Annotated in this window: 22 protein-coding genes; 13 read left to right on the forward strand and 9 right to left on the reverse strand. The window is 67.1% G+C overall.

The window, feature by feature from the left end:
• Positions 1–467 precede the first annotated feature (467 nt).
• Complete coding sequence (locus tag BLU20_RS12700; protein WP_157270483.1) at positions 468–1,097, forward strand: DUF6318 family protein; 630 nt, start codon at positions 468–470, stop codon at positions 1,095–1,097.
• The gene (locus BLU20_RS13815) at positions 1,097–1,672 is read left to right on the forward strand and encodes a hypothetical protein (protein ID WP_157270484.1); all 576 of its coding nucleotides are present in this window, start codon (positions 1,097–1,099) and stop codon (positions 1,670–1,672) included. The genes BLU20_RS12700 and BLU20_RS13815 overlap by 1 nt, the downstream gene beginning before the upstream one ends.
• A 307-nt stretch (positions 1,673–1,979) precedes the next feature.
• On the opposite strand, the gene BLU20_RS12710 is transcribed toward BLU20_RS13815, so the two are convergent.
• Positions 1,980–3,208 (reverse strand): IS3 family transposase gene (locus BLU20_RS12710; protein ID WP_407946453.1). Its coding sequence is split into 2 segments (ribosomal slippage): positions 1,980–2,893 and positions 2,893–3,208, totalling 1,230 coding nucleotides; the frame shifts between segments, so codons are not numbered across the junction.
• Between the two features lie 305 nt (positions 3,209–3,513).
• On the opposite strand from BLU20_RS12710, the gene BLU20_RS12715 reads away from it, so the two are divergent.
• The 6 genes from BLU20_RS12715 to BLU20_RS12740 all read left to right on the forward strand — a co-directional run bounded on the left by BLU20_RS12715 (position 3,514) and on the right by BLU20_RS12740 (position 7,049).
• Positions 3,514–4,023 (forward strand): DUF6318 family protein, encoded by a 510-nt coding sequence (locus BLU20_RS12715; protein WP_157270270.1) that lies wholly within the window; start codon positions 3,514–3,516, stop codon positions 4,021–4,023.
• 53 nt (positions 4,024–4,076) lie between these two features.
• The gene (locus tag BLU20_RS12720; protein ID WP_157270485.1) at positions 4,077–4,436 is read left to right on the forward strand and encodes a hypothetical protein; all 360 of its coding nucleotides are present in this window, start codon (positions 4,077–4,079) and stop codon (positions 4,434–4,436) included.
• 113 nt (positions 4,437–4,549) lie between these two features.
• Positions 4,550–5,182, forward strand: a complete 633-nt coding sequence (locus tag BLU20_RS12725) for a DUF6318 family protein (RefSeq protein ID WP_083372740.1) — start codon at positions 4,550–4,552, stop codon at positions 5,180–5,182.
• Positions 5,183–5,209: 27 nt separating this feature from the next.
• Positions 5,210–5,458, forward strand: coding sequence for a hypothetical protein (locus BLU20_RS12730; protein WP_083372741.1), 249 nt, complete (start codon positions 5,210–5,212; stop codon positions 5,456–5,458).
• Between the two features lie 116 nt (positions 5,459–5,574).
• Complete coding sequence (locus BLU20_RS12735; protein WP_157270486.1) at positions 5,575–6,198, forward strand: DUF6318 family protein; 624 nt, start codon at positions 5,575–5,577, stop codon at positions 6,196–6,198.
• Entirely contained in the window at positions 6,198–7,049 is an 852-nt protein-coding gene (locus tag BLU20_RS12740) for a PKD domain-containing protein (protein WP_083372743.1), read from the forward strand. Before BLU20_RS12735 ends, BLU20_RS12740 begins: the two co-directional genes overlap by 1 nt.
• Positions 7,050–7,079: 30 nt before the next feature.
• Here the strand turns inward: BLU20_RS12740 and BLU20_RS12745 are convergent, their stop codons facing one another.
• Positions 7,080–8,552 (reverse strand): XRE family transcriptional regulator, encoded by a 1,473-nt coding sequence (locus BLU20_RS12745; RefSeq protein WP_083372744.1) that lies wholly within the window; start codon positions 8,550–8,552, stop codon positions 7,080–7,082.
• 112 nt (positions 8,553–8,664) lie between these two features.
• Here BLU20_RS12745 and BLU20_RS12750 point away from each other — a divergent pair, with 112 nt between their 5' ends.
• From BLU20_RS12750 to BLU20_RS13820, 4 genes are all read left to right on the forward strand, one after another.
• Complete coding sequence (locus BLU20_RS12750) at positions 8,665–10,566, forward strand: phosphoenolpyruvate carboxykinase (GTP) (RefSeq protein WP_083372745.1); 1,902 nt, start codon at positions 8,665–8,667, stop codon at positions 10,564–10,566.
• 86 nt (positions 10,567–10,652) lie between these two features.
• Complete coding sequence (locus BLU20_RS12755; protein ID WP_083373065.1) at positions 10,653–11,147, forward strand: tRNA (cytidine(34)-2'-O)-methyltransferase; 495 nt, start codon at positions 10,653–10,655, stop codon at positions 11,145–11,147.
• A 207-nt stretch (positions 11,148–11,354) separates the two neighbouring features.
• Positions 11,355–12,583, forward strand: a protein-coding gene (locus tag BLU20_RS12760; RefSeq protein WP_407946453.1) for an IS3 family transposase whose coding sequence is annotated in 2 segments (ribosomal slippage) — positions 11,355–11,670 and positions 11,670–12,583 — 1,230 coding nt in all. Because the reading frame shifts where the segments join, the coding sequence is not laid out codon by codon here.
• A 620-nt stretch (positions 12,584–13,203) separates the two neighbouring features.
• Positions 13,204–13,341: a hypothetical protein gene (locus BLU20_RS13820; protein WP_157270487.1), complete on the forward strand. Its 138-nt coding sequence runs from the start codon at positions 13,204–13,206 to the stop codon at positions 13,339–13,341.
• A 93-nt stretch (positions 13,342–13,434) separates the two neighbouring features.
• On the opposite strand, the gene BLU20_RS12765 is transcribed toward BLU20_RS13820, so the two are convergent.
• Together BLU20_RS12765 and xylA are read right to left on the reverse strand one after the other, a co-directional pair.
• The gene (locus tag BLU20_RS12765; protein WP_083372746.1) at positions 13,435–14,916 is read right to left on the reverse strand and encodes a xylulokinase; all 1,482 of its coding nucleotides are present in this window, start codon (positions 14,914–14,916) and stop codon (positions 13,435–13,437) included.
• Positions 14,917–15,163: 247 nt separating this feature from the next.
• Complete coding sequence (xylA, locus tag BLU20_RS12770) at positions 15,164–16,339, reverse strand: xylose isomerase (protein ID WP_083372747.1); 1,176 nt, start codon at positions 16,337–16,339, stop codon at positions 15,164–15,166.
• A gap of 88 nt (positions 16,340–16,427) precedes the next feature.
• Here xylA and BLU20_RS12775 point away from each other — a divergent pair, with 88 nt between their 5' ends.
• Entirely contained in the window at positions 16,428–17,663 is a 1,236-nt protein-coding gene (locus BLU20_RS12775) for an ROK family protein (protein WP_083372748.1), read from the forward strand.
• Here BLU20_RS12775 and BLU20_RS12780 read toward each other — a convergent pair.
• The 5 genes from BLU20_RS12780 to BLU20_RS12800 form a co-directional block, all read right to left on the reverse strand.
• Positions 17,660–18,715 carry an aldo/keto reductase gene (locus tag BLU20_RS12780; RefSeq protein WP_231959221.1) on the reverse strand — a complete coding sequence of 352 codons (1,056 nt, stop codon included), beginning with the start codon at positions 18,713–18,715 and terminating at the stop codon, positions 17,660–17,662. The genes BLU20_RS12775 and BLU20_RS12780 overlap by 4 nt on opposite strands.
• Before the next feature lie 566 nt (positions 18,716–19,281).
• Positions 19,282–19,710: an iron-containing alcohol dehydrogenase gene (locus BLU20_RS14220; RefSeq protein WP_231959222.1), complete on the reverse strand. Its 429-nt coding sequence runs from the start codon at positions 19,708–19,710 to the stop codon at positions 19,282–19,284.
• 430 nt (positions 19,711–20,140) lie between these two features.
• Positions 20,141–20,968, reverse strand: a complete 828-nt coding sequence (locus BLU20_RS12790; RefSeq protein ID WP_083372749.1) for a class II aldolase/adducin family protein — start codon at positions 20,966–20,968, stop codon at positions 20,141–20,143.
• The gene (locus tag BLU20_RS12795) at positions 20,931–22,538 is read right to left on the reverse strand and encodes a rhamnulokinase (protein WP_083373067.1); all 1,608 of its coding nucleotides are present in this window, start codon (positions 22,536–22,538) and stop codon (positions 20,931–20,933) included. The genes BLU20_RS12790 and BLU20_RS12795 overlap by 38 nt, the downstream gene beginning before the upstream one ends.
• A gap of 10 nt (positions 22,539–22,548) precedes the next feature.
• The gene (locus BLU20_RS12800; protein ID WP_083372750.1) at positions 22,549–24,675 is read right to left on the reverse strand and encodes a bifunctional rhamnulose-1-phosphate aldolase/short-chain dehydrogenase; all 2,127 of its coding nucleotides are present in this window, start codon (positions 24,673–24,675) and stop codon (positions 22,549–22,551) included.
• Positions 24,676–24,761 lie beyond the last annotated feature (86 nt).

Raw genomic sequence — 24,761 nt, forward strand, 5'->3', positions numbered from 1 at the left:
TTCACGTGGGCAAGGCGTCGATCTCCAGCAGCGCCCCGAGGCTCAACGCTCCGCTGAGATCGCCGTGACCTGCGCCGCAGCGCTGACACTAGGCGACCTACCCGAGTGCACCGACGACGAGATCCTCCTCGACCCGCCCTTCGTCTCCACCCGCGACAACCACACAACGCCCTGGAGCACCTGGACCCTGGCCCCGAGTGCATCGGCCCCGCCGAACTCCTCGGCATCGACGTCCAGATCCGCGCCCAACCCACCGAGTGCACCTGGGACTTCGGCGACGGCACCATCCAGACCACCTCGATGTCGTCAAACTCATGCCACTACGCGTCACCGACCCCCATCGGCCAGTACTGACGGCATGAGGGCGTCGGTGAGCTCGAACGAGATCCTCGTTATCCACAAGCCACCTGCAACCAGATCGCGAATCTCGCTACGGTGCCCGGACTGTCACCTGCGGAGGAGTTCCCATGCGCGTCCGACGTCGCACGCTCGCCCTTGCCCTGCCCGTCGCCCTGGTCCTCGGTCTGGGAGGCTGCACGTCCGACGACGAACCCGAGCCAGGAGCGAGCGCCACCACGACCACGGCACCGACCGCGCCAGCGCCCGAGACGCCTGAGCCGACCGAGAGCCCAAAGCCGGAACCCACCGCGACCGGCCCGACACCGCCACCACGGCCAGCAGCGATGGACGACACCGGAAAGAAGGGCGCACAGGCTGCGGCTGAGTACTTCATGCTCGTCATGAACTACACGTTCCGATCGGGCGACACCTCTGAGATAATCGCGATTTCTTACGAGACATGCGCGACATGCGACTACGTCGTCGCGAACAGCAGCGAGTATGCATCCAAAGGCTGGCTTGTCGATGGCGGAGCCGTTGAACTCATGGACGTCGAGGTCTCTGAAAAGGACGAACTCACGGGTGCCTTCGGCGTGACCGCGAGGTTTGAGTCCGAAGAGATGCTTGTACTGGACAAAGACGGCGAAGTGGCAGAGAACTTTGACGCAGACACCGGCTATCTTCAGTTCGACACCATGCACGATGGTGAGGACTGGCGGGCGGTCGGGATGATCTCCGACCAAGGAGAGGCCGAGTGATGTCGCGGACAGCAGCGGTGGCCCTCGCGGCCCTCATGCCGCTGTCAGTCATCGATTCGTCGACCTCCGAAGATAGCGTCGTTGTTCAGATCGACCTCTCAACCCGGTACAGCCCGGCACCCGCAAGTCTGGAGCCGCAGACAATTCGCTATCGGCGCATTGACGCGCTTCTATGCCAAACATCAGAGGCTCAGCGATCTCCCCAGATGACGACCACCTGCCAACAGCTGGCGTTGGCACGACGAGATGTCCCTGATTGCTCACCCGACGAGATTCTTCTCGAAGCTCTCTTCACATCGCAGCGAGACGAGGGAGACACCTGGGGAACTTGGGAGCTAGTGAGTTCCGGCGAGTGCATCGGCCCCGCCGACCTCGCCGACGAAGCCGCCCGCGCCTTCCACGAGATGCAGATCCAACCCGCAACCCTCACCGTCCAACCACCCAACGGCTGGACCATCGTCCACTTCGACACCATCGTCCACACCCAGAACCCCGACACAGCAGCCCAAGAAACCACCACCGAGCTCCTCGGCATCCCCGTCCAGATCCGCGCCCAACCCACCGAGTACACCTGAGACTTCGGCGACGGCACCACCCAGACCACCACCGACCCCGGCAAGCCCTACCCCGACCACACCATCACCCACCAATACACAGCCCTACAGACCTACACCATCACCCTGACCACCCAATGGACCGGCCAATACCGCATCGCCGGAGCCACCACCTGGACCGACATCCCCGGCACCGCCACCACCACCTCCACCAGCAACCCCCTCGACGTCCTCGAACTCACCCCACGACTCGTCACCGACCCCCTCGCCCAGTACTGACGACACGAGGGGGGGCCTTGACCCCAGATAGTGGACACGCGCTGGGTGGTTAGGCGACCAGTCGCAGCGTAGCGGTGGTCGTGGTCTCGTAGGTGATCGGTGAGCGGTATCCGCACCAGGAGTGGCGGCGGCGCTTGTTGTAGTGGTTGATCCAGCGGAACACGGTCCGGCGGGCGTGTTCGGGGCCGTGGTAGGCGTGCGCGCCGGCGAGGGTTTCGCGTTTCATCGTGGCGTTGAACGACTCCGCCAGGGCGTTGTCCGCGCTGGAGCCCACGGCGCCCATGGACTGCAGCACGCCGTGGCGGGCGCAGGCAGCGGCGTAGTCCTTGGAGGTGTAGACCGCCCCATGGTCGGCGTGGAAGATCGCGTCAGTCAGGGTGCCGCGTTCACGGGCTGCGGCATCCAGGGCGTCGATGACGAGCTCGGTGCGCATGTGGTCGGCGATCGACCAGCCGACCAGTCGGCGTGAGTAGCAGTCGATCACGGTGGCCAGGTAGAGGAATGTGCCGTCACCGCAGGGCAGGTAGGTGATGTCGCCGACGTACTTGCGGTTCGCCTCGACGGCGGTGAAGTCGCGGCCCAGTAGATCGGGGTACTTGCGATCGGCGGGTTCAGGGATCGTGGTGCGTACACGTCGGCGCAGCCGCAGCCCGGGCAGAGCGTGCTGACGCATCACGCGGGCGACTCGCTTGCGGTTGACCCGCTCAGGCTCGGCGACGCCGTCGTTGAGGTCCGCGGTCACCCGCGGCGCCCCGTAGGCCTTGTCCTTCTTCTGCACCGCCACGATCCGCGCGGCCAGGGCGTCGTCAGCGGCCTTGCGGGCGGCCCTGGCGCCAGCGGTGGCGACCCACTTGTAGTACGACGAACGGGCGATCCCCATGACCCTGCACAGCCGCTTGACCTCGAAGGTGTCGCAGTGGTCGGCGACGAACTGGAAGCGGCTCACCAGTTCGTCTCCCCGGCGAAATATTTCGCCGCCTTCTTCAAGATGTCCTTCTCGGTCTCGGTGCGCTTGAGATCTGCCTCCAGGCGGGCGACCTGGGCGCGCAGCCGGGCGTTCTCCTCCTCGGCGGTCCCGGCCCCACCACCGGTGGTCGACGACGCCGTCGTCCCGGAGGCCGACCTTGTCGGCACGCCGGCTGCCTTGAGCCAGCTCGACAACGTCGCGTCGTAGACCCCGAGCTCGTCCGCGATCTGTCTGATCGTCGCGCCATCGGTGCACCGGTAGAGCTCGACCGCATCGAGGCGGAACTCCTCGGAATAGTTCTTCCTCGCCATGAGTGGATCATCTCGCTTCCTCCAGGACGAACCTGGATCAAGCGTGTCCACTATCTGGGGTCAAGGCCCGGGATCGAAGAACTCGGACCAGGCCCTCGCTATCCACAGCCCCTCCGCGGACAGGTGTTCATTCTCGCTACCGTGCCCGGACTGTCACCTGCTGAGGAGTTCCCATGCGCGTCCGACGTCGCACGCTCGCCCTTGTCCTGCCCGCCGCCCTGGTCCTCGGTCTGGGAGGCTGCTCGTCTGCCGACGAACCCGAGCCCGGTTCGGGTGTCACCACGAGTGCGGCACCGACCGCGTCGGTGTCCGAGACGCCTGAGACGCCCGAGCCAACCGAGAGCCCGGAGCCGGAACCGACCGAGACCGGCCCGACGCCGCCACCACGCCCGGCGGCGATGGACGACACCGGCAAGAAGGGCGCGCAGGCTGCGGCCGAGTACTTCATTTCATTGCTCGGCTACGCGTTTCAGTCGGGCGAATCCGAATCCATTCGAGAGATGTCCCTGTCCGCCACGTGCATCTCCTGCGAGAACTTCGCTGAACGAGCGGACTCACACCGCGATAGTGACTACGTGGTCGTCGGCGGCGAGACCACTCTCTCCGGATTGAAGGTCAGCGATCGGGATCCACTCACAGGTGGCTTCGCAGTCAGCGGCGCGTTCGAGACGAGTGAGATGGCCGTCTCGACGTCCGATGGTGAGAACGTCGGCGTGTCGAGGTCCGACGACGGCTTCATTCAGATCGACGTTCTACATGACGAGAACACGTGGCGCGTCATGGCCGTCGTCACCGACCAGGACTCTGCAGAATGACGTGGCTTCTCGCGCTGAGCGTACTTTTCACCACGCCGGAACCACCTCCTCTCTTGAACGGCGACACGCAGGCGCAACAGGTCGCGATCTATGCCGAAGACTCGACGATCTACAGCGCCGCGCCGGTGAGTTCATCGCCGACGACGAGCCGGTACCACCGCTTCCCGGTCTTTGCGTGCATCAACCCCGAGGCCCAGCGGTCCGCCGAGATCGCCGCGACCTGCGCCGCAGCGCTGGCCCTGGGCGAGCTACCCGAGTGCATCGGCCCCGCCGAACTCCTCGGCATCGACGTCCGAATCCGCGCCCAACCCACCGAGTTCACCCGGGAGTTCGGCGACGGCGCCATCCAGACCACCTCGACGTCGTCGACCTCATGCCACTACGCGGCGCGGAGCCCCATCGGCCAGTACTGACGGCATGGGGGCGTCGGTGAACTCGAACGAGACCCTCGCTATCCACAACCCATCTGCAGCCAGATTGTGAATCTCGCTACCGTGCGCGCACTGTCGCCCGCTGAGGAGTTCCCATGCGCGTCCGACGCCGCACGCTCGCCCTTGCCCTGCCCGTCGCCCTGATCCTCGGCCTGGGAGGCTGCTCGTCCGACGACGAACCCGAGCCCGGTACGACCGCCGCCACGAGCGCGGCACCAACCGCGTCGGAGCCCGAGACGACCGAGCCCACCGAGAGCCCCGAGCCGGAGCCCACCGAGACCGGCCCGACACCGCCACCACGCCCGGCGGCGATGGACGACACCGGCAAGAAGGGCGCGCAGGCTGCGGCTGAGTACTTCATCGCACTGACGGAGTACTCCGCCATATCAGGCGACTCGAGATCACTTCGTGCGATGACGTACTCCTCCACATGCACGACATGCGAAGCACTCATCGCCGAGGCAGAAGGGATCAAGTCGAACGGATACATCGTGAGCGGCGGGAAGAACGACCTGACGAACATCACGGTGAGCAACCGAGACCAGCCGACAGGCGGGTACGCCGTACTGGCATCGTTCGATTCCGAGGAGATGACGATCTCTGAGGCCGGGGGCAAGGCTGTGCAGGTCTATGACGGAGATTCGGGAAACGTCCAGATCGACGTTGTACACGACGGCGATGACTGGCGCGTGATGGCGTTGGTCACCGACCAAGGCCGTGCCAAGTGAAGGCGGCACTCTTCATCCTCATTGCCAGTGTCGTCCTTCCTTTTGACTGCCGCCTCGACGGACGAATCGATCGTCGTCAGCGTTGATGAGTCCACTGTCTACCGCAAGGTTCCCGCAAGCACCGCGCCCGCGACGCGCCGGTACCACCGCTTCCCGGTCCTTGCGTGCATCGACCCCGAGGCTCAACGGTCCGCCGACGAAGCCTCCCGCGCCTTGAACCAGATGCTGATCCAACCTGCATTCCAAGAAATCACCACCGAGCTCTTCGAACAGTAGTAACGGCACGAAGGAGACGGTGAACGCAGAGCAGGCCCTCGTTATCCACAGCCCCTCCGCGGACAGGTCTTGATTCTCGCTACCGTGCGCTGACTGCCGCCTGCTGAGGAGTTTCCATGCGCGTCCGACATCGCACGCCCGCCCTTGCCCTGCCCGTCGCCCTGATCCTCGGGCTGGGAGGCTGCTCATCCGACGACGAACCCGAGTCAGGTGCGAGCGTCACCACGAGCGCGGCACCGACCACGTCGGAACCCACACCGACCGAGCCGAGCGAGACGCGCGAGCCGGAACCCACCGAGACCGGCCCGACACCGCCACCACGGCCGGCGGCGATGGACGACACTGGCAAGAAGGGCGCACGAGCTGCGGCTGAGTACTTCATCGCGCTGACTGAGTACGCAATGACCACTGGTGACACGCGAGCTCTGACGGAGATGGCCTACGAGTCGACGTGTACGACGTGCGAGAGCTTGATCGCCGATGCGAAGGATTGGGCGGAACGCGATTTGGTTGTCGACATGGCCGGCACTGAACTCTCCGACTTCGAGGTCAACGATCGAGACTCGCTGACCGGCGGATACGCCGTGACCATGGCATTCGTCCAGCCCGCTGGTTCGCTGACCGACGTCGACGGAAAGGTTCAGGATCAGTGGGGTGAAGACACAGGGTGGATGCAGTTTGATGCCATGCACGACGGAGAGCGCTGGCGCGCGCTACAACTAACGACGGATCAGAGTTGATGCGCGTACTCGTCAATCTCGCAGTGATGAGCATGGCCCTTCTTCCCATGGTTCTCCCTCTGTGGAGTTGGGACGGCAGCGCCGAGGAAAAGAGCATTGCCATCAGCGTTGAACGGTCCTCGCTGTATCGCGCAGACCCAACAAGCACTGCGCCCGCGACCAGCCGGTACCACCGCTTCCCGGTCTTTGCGTGCACCAACCCCGAAGCCCAACGCTCCCCCGAGATTGCCGCGACCTGCGCCGCAGCACTGACCCTGGGCGAGCTACCGGAGTGCACCGACGACGAGATCCTCCTCGACCCGCTCTTCGTCTCCACCCGCGACAACGACACCGCCCCCTGGAGCACCTGGACCCTGGCCTCCGGCCCCGAGTGCATCGGCCCCGCCGACCTCGCCGACGAAGCCGCCCGCGCCTTCCACGAGATGCAGATCCAACCCGCAACCCTCACCGTCCAACCACCCAACGGCTGGACCATCGTCCACTTCGACACCATCGTCCACACCGAAAACCCCGACGAAGCAGCCCAAGAAACCACCACCGAGCTCCTCGGCACCCCCGTCCAGATCCGCGCCCAACCCACCGAGTACACCTGGGACTTCGGCGACGGCACCACCCAGACCACCACCGACCCCGGCAAGCCCTACCCCGACCACACCATCACCCACCAATACACAGCCCTACAGACCTACACCATCACCCTGACCACCCAATGGACCGGCCAATACCGCATCACCGGAGCCACCACCTGGACCGACGTCCCCGGCACCGCCACCACCACCTCCACCAGCAACCCCCTCGACGTCCTCGAACTCACACCACGACTCGTCACCGACCCCCTCGCCCAGTACTGACAACGAACCGAGCGCGCAGCACCGCCGGTGCTACGCCTCGCCGTCCTGGGGTTCGGCCGGCGCATGCCGCTCGAGGAACCGGTACACCTCCGCGTCGTCGACGCCGGGGAACGCCCCGCGCGGCAGGGCGGCGAGCACCTGCTGGTGCATCCGGGCGCTCGGCCAGGCCGCCGGGGCCCATCGTTCCGCGGCGTCGCCCTCGGGGCGTCGGCAGCACGCCTCGTCCGGGCAGGTGGACGAGTGACGCACGGTGGTGTCGCGCCCGCGGAACCACTTGGCCGAGGAGAAGGGGGTGCCGACGGTGATCGAGAACTCTCCGCCGGTCGTCGAGCCGGTCTGGGTCGAGCACCAGAACGTGCCCGCGGGGGTGTCGGTGTACTGGTAGGACTCGGTGGCCCGGTCGCGGTGCCCGAACCCGACCCGGGCCGCCCACCACCGGCAGACCATCTGCCCCTCGATCGCGCCGGTCACGTCGGCGGGCAGCGGGAGGCCGTCGTTCGCGTACCCGCGAAAGAGCGCTCCGTCGTCCCCGACGCGCAGGAAGTGGACGGGGATCTGCAGGTGATGGGTCGCGAGGTTGGTGAACCGCTGTGCCGCGGCCTCGTGGGTGACGCCGAACGCGTCGCGGAAGTCCTCGACCGCGAGGTCGCGAGCCCGTTTGCGGTCTTCGAGGAACTCGACGGCTGCGGTCTCCGGCATCAGGCAGCATGCGGCGAAGTAGGTGATCTCGACGCGCTGTCGCAGGAAGTCCGCGTACGACGTCGGACGCTCGTGGCCGAGCACCCGGTGCGCGATGGCCTGGAGTGCCAGCGACCGGAGTCCGTGACCGCCGGGGATCGACGCCGGCGGGAGGTAGATCCGCCCGTTGGCGAGATCGGTGACCGTCCGGGTGGAGTGCGGCAGGTCGGCGACGTGGATGATCGTGAACCCGAGCTGCTCGGCCATCCGTGCGACGGTGCGGTGCGTGAGCGGACCGTTCAGGTAGCCCGCCTCGCGTGACATCGCCTCGGCGTGCGCCTCGATGTCCGGCAGGTAGTTGTCGCGGGCCTGGCGCTCGAGCCGGAGCTCGGTGTTCGCCCGGCGCGCCTCCTCCGGCGTCGCGATCGCCTCGGTGGCTCGTCGCTGGAGCTCACGGTGCAGGCCCACGAGGTTCTCGAGCACGGCGAGCGGCATCCGGCGGCTGCTCGGCACCGGCGGCAGGCCGAGCGTCGCGTAGAGGGGGCCACGTTGCGCCCGGTCGAGCTCGATCTCCAGGCCGGCACGGTGCGACGGAGCCTCGTCGGTCAACAAGTCGGGCACGGAGACGTCGACCGCGGCGGCGATCTGGTGGAGGAGAGTCAGCCGCGGCTCACGCCTGCCGTTCTCGATCATCGACAGGAGGCTCGGGGCGACCCCCACCTCGGCACCGAGCGCATCAAGAGTGAGCCCGCGTGCGGTGCGATGGTGCCGGATACGTCGGCCGAGGGTGATCAGATCCGTCTGGTTCGACTGCTCGGGCGTCATGGATTCACTGTAGAGAAAGATTTGCGATTCTTCACAGCGAGATTCGCCGTCATGAACCTCCTTCAGCACGCAGAGTGGTCTACAAGGCACCGATTCACGACCGGAGGACACCATGAGCATGACCGCGAACCCCCGCCGCACCCGCAGCGTGACGCTCACCGAGGAGGCGCCCACGGCCACCGCCGGGTCCGCCTTCCGTCGATCGACCGGGCTCGCGGACGCGATCGCGTGGGTCGACTCGATCGCGGCGCTCGCCAAGCCCGACCGGGTCGTCTGGTGCAACGGCTCCGCGGAGGAGCGGGAGCAGTTGTCGGCGGAGCTCGTCGAGGCGGGCACCTTCATCCCGCTCGACCCCGAGCTGCGCCCGGGTTCCTTCCTCGCCCGGTCCGACCCGTCCGACGTCGCGCGCGTCGAGTCGCGGACGTTCATCTGCTCCGAGGACGAGAAGGACGCCGGCCCGACGAACAACTGGCGCGAGCCCGACGTCATGCGCGCGGAGCTCCGAGGCGTCTTCGACGGCGCGATGCGGGGCCGGACGATGTACGTCGTGCCGTTCTCGATGGGTCCGGTCGGCGGACCGATCTCCCAGGTCGGTATCGAGGTCACGGACTCCCCCTACGTCGTCGTGAGCATGGGGATCATGACGCGCATGGGCCGCGAGGTCCTCGGCCTGATCGAGGACGGCGCGCGGTGGGTGCCCGCCGTCCACTCCGTCGGAGCGCCGCTCGAGGAGGGGCAGGACGACGTCGCGTGGCCGTGCAACGACCTCAAGTACATCGTGCACTTCCCCGAGTCTCGCGAGATCTGGTCGTACGGCTCCGGGTACGGCGGCAACGCGCTGCTGGGCAAGAAGTGCTTCGCGCTCCGGATCGCCTCAGCGATGGCCCGGGACGAGGGATGGCTCGCCGAGCACATGCTCGTCATCCGTGCGACGTCGCCCGAGGGCAACACCTACCACCTCACCGCGGCCTTCCCGTCGGCCTGCGGGAAGACGAACCTCGCGATGCTGCAGCCCACGATCCCCGGCTGGAAGGTCGAGACGATCGGCGACGACATCGCCTGGCTCCGCCCCGGCCCGGACGGCCGGCTGCGGGCGATCAACCCGGAGGCGGGCTTCTTCGGCGTCGCACCCGGTACCGGCATCGACACCAATCCGACGGCCGTCGGCACGTTCGACCGCGACACGATCTTCACGAACGTCGCGCTGACCGACGACGGCGACGTGTGGTGGGAGGGCCTGACGCCCGAGGCCCCGGAGCACCTGACCGACTGGAAGGGCGAGAGCTGGACGCCCGCCGACGGGGAGTCCGGCCGTCCCGCCGCACACCCGAACTCTCGCTTCACCGTCGCCGCCGCCCAGTGCCCCTCGATCGCGGACACGTGGGACGACCCTGCTGGCGTCCCGATCGACGCGATCATCTTCGGTGGACGGCGCGCCACCAACGTTCCGCTCGTCACGCAGGCGTTCGACTGGTCGCACGGCGTCTTCATGGGCGCGACGATCTCCTCCGAGCGCACCGCCGCCGCCGAGGGAACACTCGGGGAGCTTCGCCGCGACCCCTTCGCCATGCTGCCGTTCTGCGGGTACAACATGGCCGACCACTGGTCGCACTGGCTCCGGGTGGGTGCATCGCTCGACGCCGACAAGCGCCCCAAGATCTTCAACGTCAACTGGTTCCGCCGAGGCGACGACGGCTCGTTCCTGTGGCCGGGGTTCGGTGAGAACTCCCGCGTCGTCGAGTGGATCGCCCGTCAGGTCGACCGGGCGCGTGGCGACCGGACCGACGTCGGCGCGGTCACCTCGCCCGTCGGCCTCGTGCCCGCCCCGGGAGCACTGAACGTCGACGGCCTCGACCTGACCGAGGAGGCCCTCGACGCCCTCTTCGACGTTCCCGCCGAGCAGTGGTTGGCCGAGGCGGACCTCACCGAGGAGTTCTTCGACCTCTTCGGTGACCGGACCCCGGCTGCGCTGCAGGACCAGCTCGTGCGACTGCGGGCTCGCCTGCGTCGCTGACGCCGGATGCCGGACCAGCGGGCGTCGTCGGAGACAATAGGTGCGTGAGTACCGACGACGCCCGCGAGGTCCTGGACCTGACCCAGATGCCCGACGACGCGGCACGCCTCACCGGCGTGCCGCACCTTGTGTTCTACGAACCACGCATCGCCGGCAACACCGGGAACGCCATCCGCCTGTCGGCGCTCACGGGAAGCACACTGCACCTCGTCGAGCCGCTCGGGTTCGACCTCGGCGAGTCGAAGCTCAAACGTGCTGGCCTGGATTACCACGACCTGGCGTCCGTCGTCGTGCATCCGCACTTCGACGCACTGCTGGCCGCACTGCCGAGCTCCCGGGTCTTCGCCTTCACCACCCAAGCCACGACCCGGCACACCGACGTCGAATACCGCCCCGACGACATCCTGCTGTTCGGCCCCGAACCCACGGGCCTCCCCGACGAGGCGCTCGCACATCCCCGCATCACCGAGCAGGTCCGCATCCCGATGGTTCCCGGGCGCCGGTCGCTCAATCTCACCAGCAGCGCGTCGATCGTCGCCTACGAGGCCTGGCGGCAGCAGGACTTCGCCGGCGGTCAGTAGCCCCACCGTCATTGGTACCTGATCACCGAGATCGGATCAGCAATACTCCTTGATGCAGCCGGTCGGTTCGCCGGCGGCGCGGCCCCGCCTTGGGCCAAGGATGCGAACGGGGGAAATGTTCCAACGTGGTACATGGCGGGGCCTTGACCCCAGATAGTGGACACGCTTGATCCAGGTTCGTCCTGGAGGAAGCGAGATGATCCACTCATGGCGAGGAAGAACTATTCCGAGGAGTTCCGCCTCGATGCGGTCGAGCTCTACCGGTGCACCGATGGCGCGACGATCAGACAGATCGCGGACGAGCTCGGGGTCTACGACGCGACGTTGTCGAGCTGGCTCAAGGCAGCCGGCGTGCCGACAAGGTCGGCCTCCGGGACGACGGCGTCGTCGACCACCGGTGGTGGGGCCGGGACCGCCGAGGAGGAGAACGCCCGGCTGCGCGCCCAGGTCGCCCGCCTGGAGGCAGATCTCAAGCGCACCGAGACCGAGAAGGACATCTTGAAGAAGGCGGCGAAATATTTCGCCGGGGAGACGAACTGGTGAGCCGCTTCCAGTTCGTCGCCGACCACTGCGACACCTTCGAGGTCAAGCGGCTGTGCAGGGTCATGGGGATCGCCCGTTCGTCGTACTACAAGTGGGTCGCCACCGCTGGCGCCAGGGCCGCCCGCAAGGCCGCTGACGACGCCCTGGCCGCGCGGATCGTGGCGGTGCAGAAGAAGGACAAGGCCTACGGGGCGCCGCGGGTGACCGCGGACCTCAACGACGGCGTCGCCGAGCCTGAGCGGGTCAACCGCAAGCGAGTCGCCCGCGTGATGCGTCAGCACGCTCTGCCCGGGCTGCGGCTGCGCCGACGTGTACGCACCACGATCCCTGAACCCGCCGATCGCAAGTACCCCGATCTACTGGGCCGCGACTTCACCGCCGTCGAGGCGAACCGCAAGTACGTCGGCGACATCACCTACCTGCCCTGCGGTGACGGCACATTCCTCTACCTGGCCACCGTGATCGACTGCTACTCACGCCGACTGGTCGGCTGGTCGATCGCCGACCACATGCGCACCGAGCTCGTCATCGACGCCCTGGATGCCGCAGCCCGTGAACGCGGCACCCTGACTGACGCGATCTTCCACGCCGACCATGGGGCGGTCTACACCTCCAAGGACTACGCCGCTGCCTGCGCCCGCCACGGCGTGCTGCAGTCCATGGGCGCCGTGGGCTCCAGCGCGGACAACGCCCTGGCGGAGTCGTTCAACGCCACGATGAAACGCGAAACCCTCGCCGGCGCGCACGCCTACCACGGCCCCGAACACGCCCGCCGGACCGTGTTCCGCTGGATCAACCACTACAACAAGCGCCGCCGCCACTCCTGGTGCGGATACCGCTCACCGATCACCTACGAGACCACGACCACCGCTACGCTGCGACTGGTCGCCTAACCACCCAGCGCGTGTCCACTATCTGGGGTCAAGGCCCGCGAAGGGGTCAACGCTCATCCAGCACGTTGACCTCTCCTCAGCACGTTCTTTCCCGGTGGCTGCCGACCCCTGGCTTGGCAGGAATCTCTTCAGGTCACTTACACGAGACACATATCGTGGACAGTGGAGAATTAATGCGAGAAGGTCATTCTGGGGAAACTCGATGCATCTGCCAAATGACACCGGAAATCGGGTGATGCCCAAGTACGGGTAGCAGGAAATTCTTGACAAGCACCCTAAAACTGCAACCTCGAAGAAAACGCCTTCCTAGCAGTACCAATGTCACGTTGCTGGCGGGGACTTCAATATTGCCGGGGACTGGAACCTGGAACGGTTCAGGCCGACCAGAACGACGCACTGGCCCTTGGGCGCTGCTCGGCATCGCTGCAACTGGTCCGCTTCCGACGGCATCTGACGCGAAATAGGGACGTGATGATATGAGCCGGATATCTGATGATGCCAGGACTCCGACTCGCGGGTTAAATTGGTGGTTCGCAGGAATCCTTGTCTCCATGGGACTTGCGACTCCTTTAGTTCCCGGTCTGCCCTTATTAGGTCCCGTCGTCGCCATATTCACACCGGTGCGTTATTCAGCGTGGCGCATGTGGGTGATCTGGGGAATTGCTGGGGTGTGTGCGGTCTTCCTGCTTCTCGCACTCGCGTCGTCGCTCGGATGGGCAGACTGGCTCGTGCTCGACCAGGAGGACTACACGCCGTAGCGACCGCTGTGCGGGTGTGTCTATCGATCCTCACCGACACCGAGCAATCCAACTCACTCGTGACCACTGGTCAGCAGTTCCCGGCACTTGCACTCACGACAAGTCGCGGACCTCGGCGTAACGCTGGCGGATCGCGGGGACTGCCTCTGCCTCGTAGGTGCGGGTCGACGACGTCGTCCACGCCGGCGGGTTCTCGTCACCCGTGAGCACCCACGCCGCCTGGCGTGCAGCCCCGTCGGCGACGTACTCGCCGGGCTCCGGGACGACGACCGGCATCCCGAAGACCTCGGGCGCGACCCGACGCACGGCCTCGGACTGTGCACCGCCACCGATCAGCAGCAGTCGCTCGACGGCGACGCCCTGCTCGCGCAGCGCGTCCAGACCGTCGGCCAGGCCGCAGAGCATTCCCTCGACGTAGGCGCGGGCGAAGTGCTCGGGTGTCGAGCTCTTGAGAGTCAGACCGTGCACGGTTCCGGTCGCGTCCGGACGGTTCGGGGTCCGCTCCCCCTCGAGATACGGGACGAGGACGAGCCCGTCAGCGCCGCCCGGAGCCTGGAGCGCCAACCGGGACAGTCCGGCGTGGTCGACCCCGATCACGGCGCGCGCGGCGTCGAGCACCCGCGAGGCGTTGAGCGTGCAAGCGAGCGGGAGGTAGGCGCCGGTCGCGTCGGCAAACCCCGTCACCATGCCGGAGACGTCCGACGTCGGAGCCCCGGCGATCGCCGACACGACACCGGAGGTCCCGATCGAGACCGCGACGTCGCCTGTCACCATCCCGAGGCCCAGCGCGGCTGCGGCATTGTCGCCCGCTCCCGCACCGAGCACAGCGCCGCCGACCGCGTCGCCCACGACCTGTGCGTCACCCGAACCTGCCGACTCGGCGGGCGCCACCACGCGCGGCAGCACGATCGACTCCACGTCGGCGACGTCGCGGCGCAGCGCCAGAGCGAGCAGGTCACGGCGGTACTCCCCCGCGCCGTCCGATCCCGCGGCGTCGAAGTACCCGGTGCCCGACGCGTCGGAGCGATCGGTCGTCAGGGCCGCGAGGTCGGGCTCGAGACCTTGCGAGCGCGGCCCGAACCCGGCGATCCGCCACGTCAGCCAGTCGTGCGGGAGCGCGACGGCCGCGATCCGCCCGGCGTTCTCGGGCTCGGCGTCGGCCAGCCACCGGAGCTTCGTGGCCGTGATCGATGCGACCGGGACGGTCCCGACGGCCTCGGCCCACGCCTGCTCCCCGGGCACGCCTGCAGCTGCGCCCAGATCCACGATCAGGTCCGCCGCAGCCTGCGCGGAGCGGGTGTCGTTCCACAGCAGGGCAGGACGGATGACCTCGCCCTCGGAGTCGAGGACGACCATGCCATGCTGCTGCCCACCGACCGCGAGCGCCGAGACGTCCGCCAACCCTCCGGCCGCGATCGCCGCCTCCTGGAACGCGGTCCACCAGGCGCCGGGGTTCACCTCGGTGCCGTCGGGGTGCCTCGCCGACCCCGAGCGGACGAGCGCCCCGGTCGCGGCGTCACGGACGACGATCTTGCAGGACTGCGTGGACGAGTCCACGCCGGCGACGAGGGGCATCGGTGCTCCAGTGGTGTCAGGGATGGGGACGGTGGTCTCGACGAGCTCGACCGACGGTGTTCGCGGGTCGGGCCTGTCGAGACCTGGTTTCGACCGGCTCAACCAGCCGCGCTCGCCGGTCGAGCCTGTCGAGACCTGGTTTCGACCAGCTCAACCAGCCGCGCTCGCCGGTCGAGCCTGTCGAGACCTGGTTTCGACAAGCTCAACCAGCGCGGTTTCGGCAAGCTCAACCAGCGGCGTTCGGCGGTCAGCCGATGAGGTGCTTCAGCGCGAGCTGGTGCAGGCGCACCAGGCCGTAGTCGCGCGTGGCGGCACCCTCGACGTCGAAGTCCTCGTACGCCGAGCGGTCGGCGAGGAAGGTGTCGAAGTTCTCGTCGGCATCGAGGGTCGGCTCGCCGAGCTCGATGATGCCGGCGTGCTTGAACGCCTCCTGGACCTCGGCGTCCGCGCGGTACTCGGCGGACTTGGCGGCGAGCATCGAGTAGGTCTCCATGTTGGCCTTGGCGGACTCCCAGACGCCGTCGAGGTACTCGGTGCGCGAGGGCTTGTAGTCGAAGTGACGAGGGCCCTCGTAGCGCGGTCCGCCGTTGGGGAAGCCGTTCTCGAGCATGTCGACCGTGAAGAACGCGGAGAGCAGGTCGCCGTGCCCGAACACGAGGTCCTGGTCGTAGCGGGGCCCGTGCTGGCCGTTGAGGTCGATGTGGAAGAGCTTGCCCAGGTGCAGGGCGAGGGCGAGTCCGTGCGTGTAGTTGAGTCCGGCCATCTGCTCGTGCCCGGTCTCGGGGTTCACGCCGACGATGTCGCCGTTGTCGAGCGAGTCGATCAGCGCGATGGCGTGGCCGATGGTGGGCAGGAAGATGTCGCCGCGGGGCTCGTTGGGCTTGGGCTCCAGGGCGATCTTGAGGTCGTAGCCGCGGTCCTTGATGTAGGCGGCGACGGTGTCGATGCCCTCGGCGTAGCGGGCGTGCGCGGCGTTGAGGTCCTTCGAGTTGTCGTACTCCGTGCCCTCGCGGCCACCCCACATGACGAAGGTGCTGGCGCCCATGTCGGCGGCGAGGTCGACGTTGCGGAGCACCTTGCGCAGGCCGAAGCGGCGGACTCCGCGGTTGTTCGAGGTGAACGCGCCGTCCTTGAAGACGGGGTGGCTGAACGTGTTGGTCGTGACCATCTCGCAGACCATGCCGGTGTCCGAGGCGGCCTTCTTGACCGAGTCGATGCAGCGCTGGCGTTCCGTGTCGTCCGAGCCGAACGCGAACACGTCGTCGTCGTGGAACGTGAAGCCCCAGGCGCCGAGGTCGGCGAGCTTGCGGACCGACTCCGCCGGGTCGAGCTCGGGGCGGGTCGAGGGGCCGAAGGGGTCGGTGGCCGACCATCCCACGGTCCAGAGGCCGAACGAGTACTTGATGTCCTGTGTCTGCGCCACGATGTCTCCTCGTCGAGAGCGGCTCGACCGTTCGAGCCCTATTAGTTGTTCCGTTAAACATAAATGGCGAAGCCGATAGGGTCAAGAGGTGCCGACACCCACCGCCGCTCGTCAGCAGTCCCTGCGCGAGCAGAACCTCGCGCTCGTCGCGCGTGCGGTCTTCGACGCGCCCCGGCCGCCGTCGCGCGCGGCCGTCGCCCACCACACCGGCCTGACCCGCGCCACGGTCTCCTCGCTCGTCGACCTGCTCGTCCGCGCCGGGATCGTCGCCGAGCTCGCCCCCCGCGCACCGAAGTCCGCCGGGCGCCCGGCCGTGCCGCTCGTCGCCGCCCCCCGGACGATCGTCGGCCTCGGGCTGGAGCTGAACGTCGACTACGTGGCCGGCCGCGTCGTCGACCTCGCGGGCACCACCGTCGCCGAGGCCGTGCAGCCCGGAGACTTCCACGACACCGACCCCACCGCGGCGCTCGGGCTCGTCGGTCAGATGGCGCGCGCGCTCGTCACCGAGGTCGAGGCGCAGGGCATGCGGGTGGCCGGTGCCCGCCTCGCCCTGCCCGGGCTCGTGGACGTCCGGCACGACCGCCTCCAGGTGGCCCCGAACCTCGGGTGGTCCACGCTCGACCCACTCCCCCTCCTCGGGCTTCCCGACGACGTCCCTGCCCACGTGGCCAACGAGGCGAACCTCGCCGGGCTCGCCCAGCTCCGTCCGGCCCGCACGGTCGGCACGGTCGACACGGCGCACGACGACGTCCCCGGCCCCGGGACGTCGTCGTACCTCTACGTCTCCGGCGACGTCGGGATCGGGGCAGCCATCGTCGTCGACGGCGAGCTCTGGCTCGGTCGGCACGGCTGGGGCGGCGAGATCGGCCACGTGGTGGTGGACCCGGCCGGCACCCGCTGCCGGTGCGGCGCCACGGGATGCCTCGAGCAGAGCGCGGGCAAGGCCGCGCTGCTGCGCGCCGCGGGGCTGCCGTCGTCGTCGACGGCCGACGACCTGGCGCGGGCCGCGGACGACGGCGATCCCCGCGCGCTCGCGGCCCTCGCCTCGGCGGGCCGAGCCCTGGGCACCGTGCTCGCCGGGACGATCAACCTGCTCGACCTCGACACCGTGCTGCTCGGCGGGGTCTACGCCGTCCTGGCGGACCACCTCGTGCCCACGGTCCGCGCGGAGCTGGACGCCCGCGTGCTCGCCTCGCCCTGGGCGCCGGTTGGCGTCCGCACCGCACCCGTCTCCGACTACGCCGCGACGACGGGCGGCGCGCAGGACGTCCTGCGCGCCGTCGTCGAGTCCCCCAGCGCTCTCGTGGAGGAGGCGCGGGCCTAGCGCCCCGTGCCGTCGACCGCGAACTCCTCGATCGCAGCCAGCTCGTCCGCGCCGAGCGGAGCGGCCTCGAGCGAGGCGACGGTGTTCTCGAGCTGGCGCACGCTCGACGCCCCGACCAGCGTCGACGTGACGCGCTCGTCACGGCGCAGCCAGGTCAGCGCCAGCTGCGCCAGGCTCTGCCCGCGACCCCTGGCGATCTCGTCGAGGCCACGCGCCCGGGCCAGGTACTCGTCGCCGAGGTTCTTGTCGGACAGGAACGGCGACGACGACGCCGCACGCGAGCCCTCGGGGGCCGTCCCGCCCAGGTAGCGGTCGGTCAGCAGACCCTGCTGCAGCGGCGAGAACGCGATCACGCCCACCCCCAGGTCCCCGGCGACGTCGAGCAGGGACTCGGACTGCACGCCGTCGTACCGGTCTTCGTGCATCGGGTCCTCGACGTGACGGTTGAACATCGAGTAGCTGGGCTGGTGGATCGTCAGCGGCGTGCCGAGATCGGCGAGGATGCGGGCCGCCTCGCGCGTCCGCTCCGGCGAGTAGTTCGAGACGCCGACGTACAGCGCCTTGCCCTGCTGGACGATCGAGTGCAGCGCGCCCATCGTCTCCTCGAGCGGCGTCTCGGGGTCCGGGCGGTGGTGGTAGAAGATGTCGACGTACTCGAGCCCCATGCGCTGCAGCGACTGGTCGAGCGACGCCGTCAGGTACTTGCGGGACCCGAAGTCGCCGTACGGACCCGGCCACATGTCGTAGCCGGCCTTGGACGAGATGATCATCTCGTCGCGGTAGGCGCCGAGCCCCTCGCGCAGGTGCCGGCCGAAGTTCTCCTCGGCGGCGCCCGGCTGCGGACCATAGTTGTTCGCCAGGTCGAAGTGGGTGACGCCCAGGTCGAACGCCCGGCGCAGCGTCGCACGCTGGGTCTCGAACGGCGACAGGTCACCGAAGTTCTGCCAGAGCCCGAGCGACAGCGCGGGCAGGTCGAGCCCGCTGCGTCCGCAGCGGCGGTAGGTCATCGAGTCGTAGCGGTCCTCGGCGGCGAGGTAGCGGGGTGCAGACATGCGGTCCATCCTGCCACTCCCGGATAGGAGCGCTCCCTGCACTCCGTCCCCCGCCAGCAATTAGAGGATCGAGCGGTAGAACGCCTCGATCTCCGAGATCGGCACTTCCTGAGGACTCCCGCCAGCTTAAACATCATCAAAGGCCGATCGAGCCAACGTTGAGAGATTCGTTTCTATATCGCCGACCCCTCGCCGCCTTGCCAGGTTACCGAGTTCACGATTAAGGAGCGACACCGCGCTGACGGCTGCCGTCTGCATGTCCTCCAGCGGAACTTCCATCGAATGCGGCACCTCGAACGCTCGTGCGATATCACGGCATTTCTCCCAGGTGAATTCGCGTTGAACGTCACCACTGGCGCAAGGAGGATTCCGCTTGCGACGCCGTGGGGCGCCATGTGGCGCCGAAAAGAACGCATCGAGCGGGTGAGCCATTTCCTACACGAGACCTAGGTCGACGTTCGAGCACCCCATCCGTGCCACGTACTGCCTGGGAGCCATTTGTTCTGCCGCGGCAGGCTCGCCGGACGTACCACCGTCAAGGCTCGCTTCAATGACGTCGATCGCCTTCAGGTGGAACAATTCTGAAAACTCCCACCAACCGTGGGCGACAAAATCCTGAATGGCGTGCGAAAGCGTGTCGAGACTGTGGCCACTGCGGGCTCCCGTGATTCCGTCGCCATCATTTCCGGGTCAACGATGACGAGCATCGGATTTGCATGCGGGCCAGCGCATAAAGATTCTTGCTGTCGCCCAACGCCTGTTGTGAAGTAGTTGGTTGTCATCTCGGACGCGGCCCCCGCCGTGGCGGGGACCGCGACGATCGAGACCGAGGGTCTGCTAGGCGCTGACGCTCCGTCAAGCGATCGGACATTCGCAAACGCACGATTCGTAACGACAGCCCCGACGGCTTCGGGCGTGTCTAATTGCGACGCTCCACCGAAAGCCACCAGCACGTCAGCGCCGGCTTCCTTCAAAGCAGAAGTGCCCGCATGCACGTTCTCGATCGTCGGGTTCGGTTGGATCTCGCTGAGAGTCGCTAGTCGAAGCCTGCCGCATCAAGGTACCGCGTGACGCGCACGGCCAAATCCGGCTCGACCGAGGTTCTGTCAGTCACGACTAGCGCCGTCGTAGAGTTTCGTGCCACCCACTTCCGTGGTATCACGGTCATGCATCCCGCCCCGAAGAGCGCTGCTTCATTCCAAGTCATCCGACGAACCGTTGGTGCTCAACCCTATTCCTCAGCGTGAAACTCTTCACAAATCGGGTCCAATAGATCCTCTCCCACACGCAATGGTGGGAAGCGGGGTTCGAGCGGAACTAGGTCACGATCGCTGACGTGGACCCAGGCCGTAGCGACGGCGACGATGACCGCGACGCCGTTGCGTGAGCAATCGAACGCGACGGCGGTTTACTACTACTCACTCGTCACACCCACGGTGATTCGATGCCGAACGTACGAGCAGTCTGGCTGACTTCGTCATCAGTGAGGCGCTCGGCGAGCCCACCAGCAGCCAAGTTCATGTACTCGTACTTCGCTCCAGTCTCAGCGTATTCGACGCGGTCGGTGGCTCGAGTGACAGAAATGTCGGAGCGAGACATCGTTCCGTGCTTACTCCAGAGCGTGATGTCGGTCACCTGAAGTCCCGCAACGTTTGCATCCATCATCTCTTGCGACCCTGGCACGAAGAACGGCAGCACCCGAATCCCCTGGGAGAGCGAGACAACCGACTCTGGTTCCCACCGCATGATCCGGCGATTCATATACTCGTCGTCCCGATACTGCGGGATGTGTGAGAGGAACGTCAGATGCGGCGGCTGTGCGTGAACCACGGCCTGGTAGTCGACTCCGCGACGCTTGACCTGGTCCTCGTGGACTCCGAGGTGCGAGTTGAATTCGCTCGTCAGCTTCTCGAACCGGCGCCGAGGTGAGCTATAGAGCGTGGCCGTCAACCCTCCCTCATGGATCTTCAACACACCGATGGACGATTCGGGGTCAGCTTCAATCTGCCGAAGCCGGCGACCAGAACCAGTCACAAGGATGGTTCCCCCGACGAGAGAGGGCGCCGGGATCGGCAACTCAACGTCTTCGGTCAGCGGGAACCTGCGGCGCACCTCGGTATCCCACCCGAGATAGACCGAGATGTTCCCGGCACCGGCCTCTGACGCATCAATCTCGCAGATCCGGCGCCCTGCCTCACCCATCTGAGCAAGAACCTCACCGAGACCCGGACGGATCTTTTCTGTGCCAGCCATGCGATCGCTCCTCGCTTGATGCGGTCGTGCGGTCATCCGCACGAAGCCTGTGGGACGTGCCGGTCGGCACGTACGTGATCGGGTTGGAAGAGCGGTGCGCCACGGCGCGCAGCGCTGCGAGATTGCCATGCACTGCTCCGACTGCCCGAGCTTGCACGAGGACATTCCCTAGTGCGGCACCCTCTGCCGGGCCAGCGAGGACGGGGACCCCGATGGCGTCTGCCGTCAGTTGGCAGAGCAGGGCGTTCTGGGAACCTCCACCAACGATGTGCACGACGTCAAACTCCTTACCGGAGAGTTCACGGACCTCACCGAGCGCTCGACGATACGACGCCGCAAGAGAGTCCAGGATGCAACGGACGACTTCGCCGGGTGACACCGGAATCGGCTGACTCGTGGCACGAGCTGCCGCTGCAATACGCGATGCCATATCGCCCGGGGGGAGGAACTCGGGTCCATCAACATCGACGACCGTTCGGTCCGCCGTAGCATCTGCTGCAAGCACGAGCGCCTTGGCGAGACTGATGTCCCGGCCTGCCTCTCGCCATGACCGCAGGGTCTCGGACAGCACCCAGAGACCCGTGACGTTCTTGAGATAGCGGACCGTGCCGTCAACACCAAGCTCGTTCGTGAAGTTCGCCCTGCGGCTCGCCTCACTCAGTACGGGAACCTCGAGTTCAACTCCTACGAGTGACCAGGTTCCAGATGAGACGTATGCAAAGCGGTCGTCGTCAGCAGGGATTGCCACGACGGCCGAGGCCGTGTCGTGAGAGCCAACAGTTATCACTGGTACGCGCCCCAGACCCGTAGAGCGTCGAACTGAGTTCGTGAGGTGCCCGACGACGCTGCCCGGCTCGACGAGATCAGCAAGCCGCGAGCGAAGATCACCAAGGGACGGATAGCCACGTTCAAGCCCATCGATGACCGCATCGGACCACTTCCTCGTCGACACATCGATGAGTCCTGTTGTCGACGCATTCGTCACCTCGGTGACCACCCGACCAGTGAGCCACGATGCCAGGAGGTCCGGGATAAGACGGATGCTCGCGGCTGCGGGCCAGACCTCGTCGTCTCGTCCAGCGACCAACTGGAACTCAGTATTGAACGGCTGAGTCTGCAGGCCATTGGCACGGTAGTGCCCACTTGCTCCAAGTCGGTCGAGAACCTCGGTCGAAGTCCCTGCGAGCGCAGAGTCTCGATAGCACCGTGGGTCCTCGAGCAACTCACCGTCGGCACCGATGAGCCCGTAGTCCACAGCCCATGAATCAATACCAATTCCTGAAAGCACCAGGCCTCGCTCCGATGCGGCGACGCACGCTATGCGCAGCCCGTCGACGACCTCGTGCCAAATACGGCGCACATCCCATCGGAGACGAGCTGTGTCGCTCTCAGGTGTCACGAACGGCCCGTTCGCGAACCGCGCTACCTCGACGAGGTCGACTCGCTCGTGCCCTGCAGCACCCGAGAGCAGCGCGAGCATGACGCGGCCGCTCGTCGCACCGAGGTCGACAGCAGCGAACGCCGCACGTGGCAGCGACTCTGGCTCACTCGTGCTCCGTGCGGACGTCATCGGCACCATCTCAACGGAGGAACGCCGCGGCGACGCCCGAGTCCACCGGGATGTGCAGACCGGTGGTGTGCGAGAGGTCCGGTCCCGTCAGCGCCAGCACGGCGGCGGCGACGTTCTCGGGCAGGACCTCGCGCTTGAGGAGGGTCCGCTGGGCGTAGAACGCGCCCAGGTCCTGCTCCTCGACGCCGTAGACCTCGGCACGCTTGGCTCCCCAACCGCCCGCGAAGATGCCGGAACCGCGGACCACGCCGTCGGGGTTGATGCCGTTGACGCGGATCTGGTGCTCGCCCAGCTCGGCGGCAAGCAGACGGACCTGATGGGCCTGGTCCGCCTTGGTCGCCCCGTAGGCGACGTTGTTGGGGCCGGCGAAGACGCCGTTCTTGGAGGCGATGTAGATGATGTCACCGCCCATCTTCTGGGCGATCATCGCGCGCGCCGACTCACGGGCGACGAGGAACGAGCCCTTGGCCATCACGTCGTGCTGCAGGTCCCAGTCCGCCTCGGTGGTGTCGAGGAGCGGCTTGGAGATCGAGAGTCCGGCGTTGTTGACCACCAGGTCCACGCCTCCGAACGCCAGCGCCGCGGCGTCAACCATCGCGGCGACGTCGTGGGCCGACGTGACGTCGCCACCGACGGCCACCGCGACGTCGTCCCCACCGAGCGCCTCGGCCACCTCACGTGCGCCCTCGACGTTGCGGTCGGCGACGACGACGCACGCGCCCTCCGCGGCCAGCCGCTCCGCGATCGCGCGGCCGATTCCCGACCCTGCGCCGGTCACGAGCGCAACGCGCGTCGCGAGGGTCTTGGGCCGTGGCATGCGCTGCAGCTTGGCCTCCTCGAGCGCCCAGTACTCGATCCGGAACTTCTGGGACTCCTCGATCGGGGCGTAGGTGCTGATCGCCTCGGCGCCGCGCATGACGTTGATGGCGTTGACGTAGAACTCGCCGGCGACCCGCGCGGTCTGCTTGTTGCGACCGTAGGAAAACATCCCCACGCCCGGGACCAGGACGATCGCGGGGTCCGCGCCGCGGATCGCCGGGCTGTCCGACGTCGCATGGCGGTCGTAGTACGCCTGGTACCGGTCGCGGTACTCGGCGTGCAGCTCGGTCAGGCGTGCGACCGTCTCGTCGACCGACGCGTCGGCCGGCAGATCGACGACGAGGGGGCTGACCTTGGTCCGCAGGAAGTGGTCGGGGCAGCTCGTGCCCAACGCGCCGAGCTCCGCCAGACGCTCACGAGAGACGAAGTCGAGGACGACGTCGGAGTCGGTGTAGTGCCCGAGCTGCGGCGAGTCCGTCGAGGCCAGACCGCGGATCACGGGCGCGAGCGCCGCAGCCTTGGCGCGCCGCTCGGCCTCGGGGAGCGCACCGAAGCCGGGACGCTCGGCCCCGAAGGGGTGCTCAGACCGCTCGGCCGTCCGCGCCGCGATGAACTCCTCGGCCGTGCGGATGATCTGCAGCGAGCGCGCCTCGGCCTCGGCGCTCGTCGCGCCCCAGGACGTGATCCCGTGCCCCCCGAGGATGCAGCCGATCGCCTGCGGGTTGGCCGCCTTGATCGCCGCGATGTCGAGCCCGAGCTGGAACCCGGGGCGTCGCCACGGCACCCAGACGACGGTGTCTCCGAAGATCTCGGTGGTCAGGGCCTCGCCGTCGGCCGACGTCGCGATCGCGATCCCGGCGTCCGGGTGCAAGTGGTCGACGTGCGGCGCGTCGACGAGCCCGTGCATGGCCGTGTCGATGCTCGGCGCGGCCCCGCCCTTGCCGTGCAGGCAGAAGTCGAACGCCGCGACCATCTCGTCCTCGCGCTCGACCCCCGGATAGACCCCCGCCAAGGCACGGAGCCGGTCGAGCCTCAGTACTGCGAGGTTCTTCTCGGTCAGCGTCCCCAGGTCTCCGCCGGAGCCCTTGACCCACAGCAGATCGACGAGCTCACCAGTGACTGGGTCAATCTCGGAACCTTTTGCGGAAGTGTTCCCGCCCGCGTAGTTCGTCACCCGAGGGTCTGCGCCCAAACGGTTTGAACGTGCAACAAGGTCCGAGACTGCGTGCGCTGTCTGGCTCGTGTGATCTGAAATTCGGGTGCTCATACGTCGGCGTTCCTCTTCGTTTCTAGTCGGCAGGGTCTGAAACTGGGTCATGCGATGGCGTCGTTCGCCGACACAATGCGTTTCAACTGGGCAGAGTTCACAGGCTCAGTTGGTCGTGCAAGGATTCCCGTGGGGAC

Source organism: Paraoerskovia marina (assembly GCF_900105445.1).
GTDB classification, from domain to species: Bacteria; Actinomycetota; Actinomycetes; order Actinomycetales; family Cellulomonadaceae; genus Paraoerskovia; species Paraoerskovia marina.

What these genes read in the sequence shown, in the direction of transcription:
- BLU20_RS12700 (WP_157270483.1), top strand. Translation starts at nt 468, where the DNA reads ATGCGCGTCCGACGTCGCACGCTCGCCCTTGCCCTGCCCGTCGCCCTG.
- BLU20_RS13815 (WP_157270484.1), top strand. Translation starts at nt 1,097, where the DNA reads ATGTCGCGGACAGCAGCGGTGGCCCTCGCGGCCCTCATGCCGCTGTCA.
- BLU20_RS12725 (WP_083372740.1), top strand. Translation starts at nt 4,550, where the DNA reads ATGCGCGTCCGACGCCGCACGCTCGCCCTTGCCCTGCCCGTCGCCCTG.
- BLU20_RS12735 (WP_157270486.1), top strand. Translation starts at nt 5,575, where the DNA reads ATGCGCGTCCGACATCGCACGCCCGCCCTTGCCCTGCCCGTCGCCCTG.
- BLU20_RS12740 (WP_083372743.1), top strand. Translation starts at nt 6,198, where the DNA reads ATGCGCGTACTCGTCAATCTCGCAGTGATGAGCATGGCCCTTCTTCCC.
- BLU20_RS12745 (WP_083372744.1), bottom strand. Translation starts at nt 8,552, where the DNA reads ATGACGCCCGAGCAGTCGAACCAGACGGATCTGATCACCCTCGGCCGA.
- BLU20_RS12750 (WP_083372745.1), top strand. Translation starts at nt 8,665, where the DNA reads ATGAGCATGACCGCGAACCCCCGCCGCACCCGCAGCGTGACGCTCACC.
- BLU20_RS12755 (WP_083373065.1), top strand. Translation starts at nt 10,653, where the DNA reads ATGCCCGACGACGCGGCACGCCTCACCGGCGTGCCGCACCTTGTGTTC.
- BLU20_RS12765 (WP_083372746.1), bottom strand. Translation starts at nt 14,916, where the DNA reads ATGCCCCTCGTCGCCGGCGTGGACTCGTCCACGCAGTCCTGCAAGATC.
- BLU20_RS12780 (WP_231959221.1), bottom strand. Translation starts at nt 18,715, where the DNA reads ATGTCTGCACCCCGCTACCTCGCCGCCGAGGACCGCTACGACTCGATG.
- BLU20_RS12790 (WP_083372749.1), bottom strand. Translation starts at nt 20,968, where the DNA reads ATGGCTGGCACAGAAAAGATCCGTCCGGGTCTCGGTGAGGTTCTTGCT.
- BLU20_RS12795 (WP_083373067.1), bottom strand. Translation starts at nt 22,538, where the DNA reads ATGACGTCCGCACGGAGCACGAGTGAGCCAGAGTCGCTGCCACGTGCG.
- BLU20_RS12800 (WP_083372750.1), bottom strand. Translation starts at nt 24,675, where the DNA reads ATGACCCAGTTTCAGACCCTGCCGACTAGAAACGAAGAGGAACGCCGA.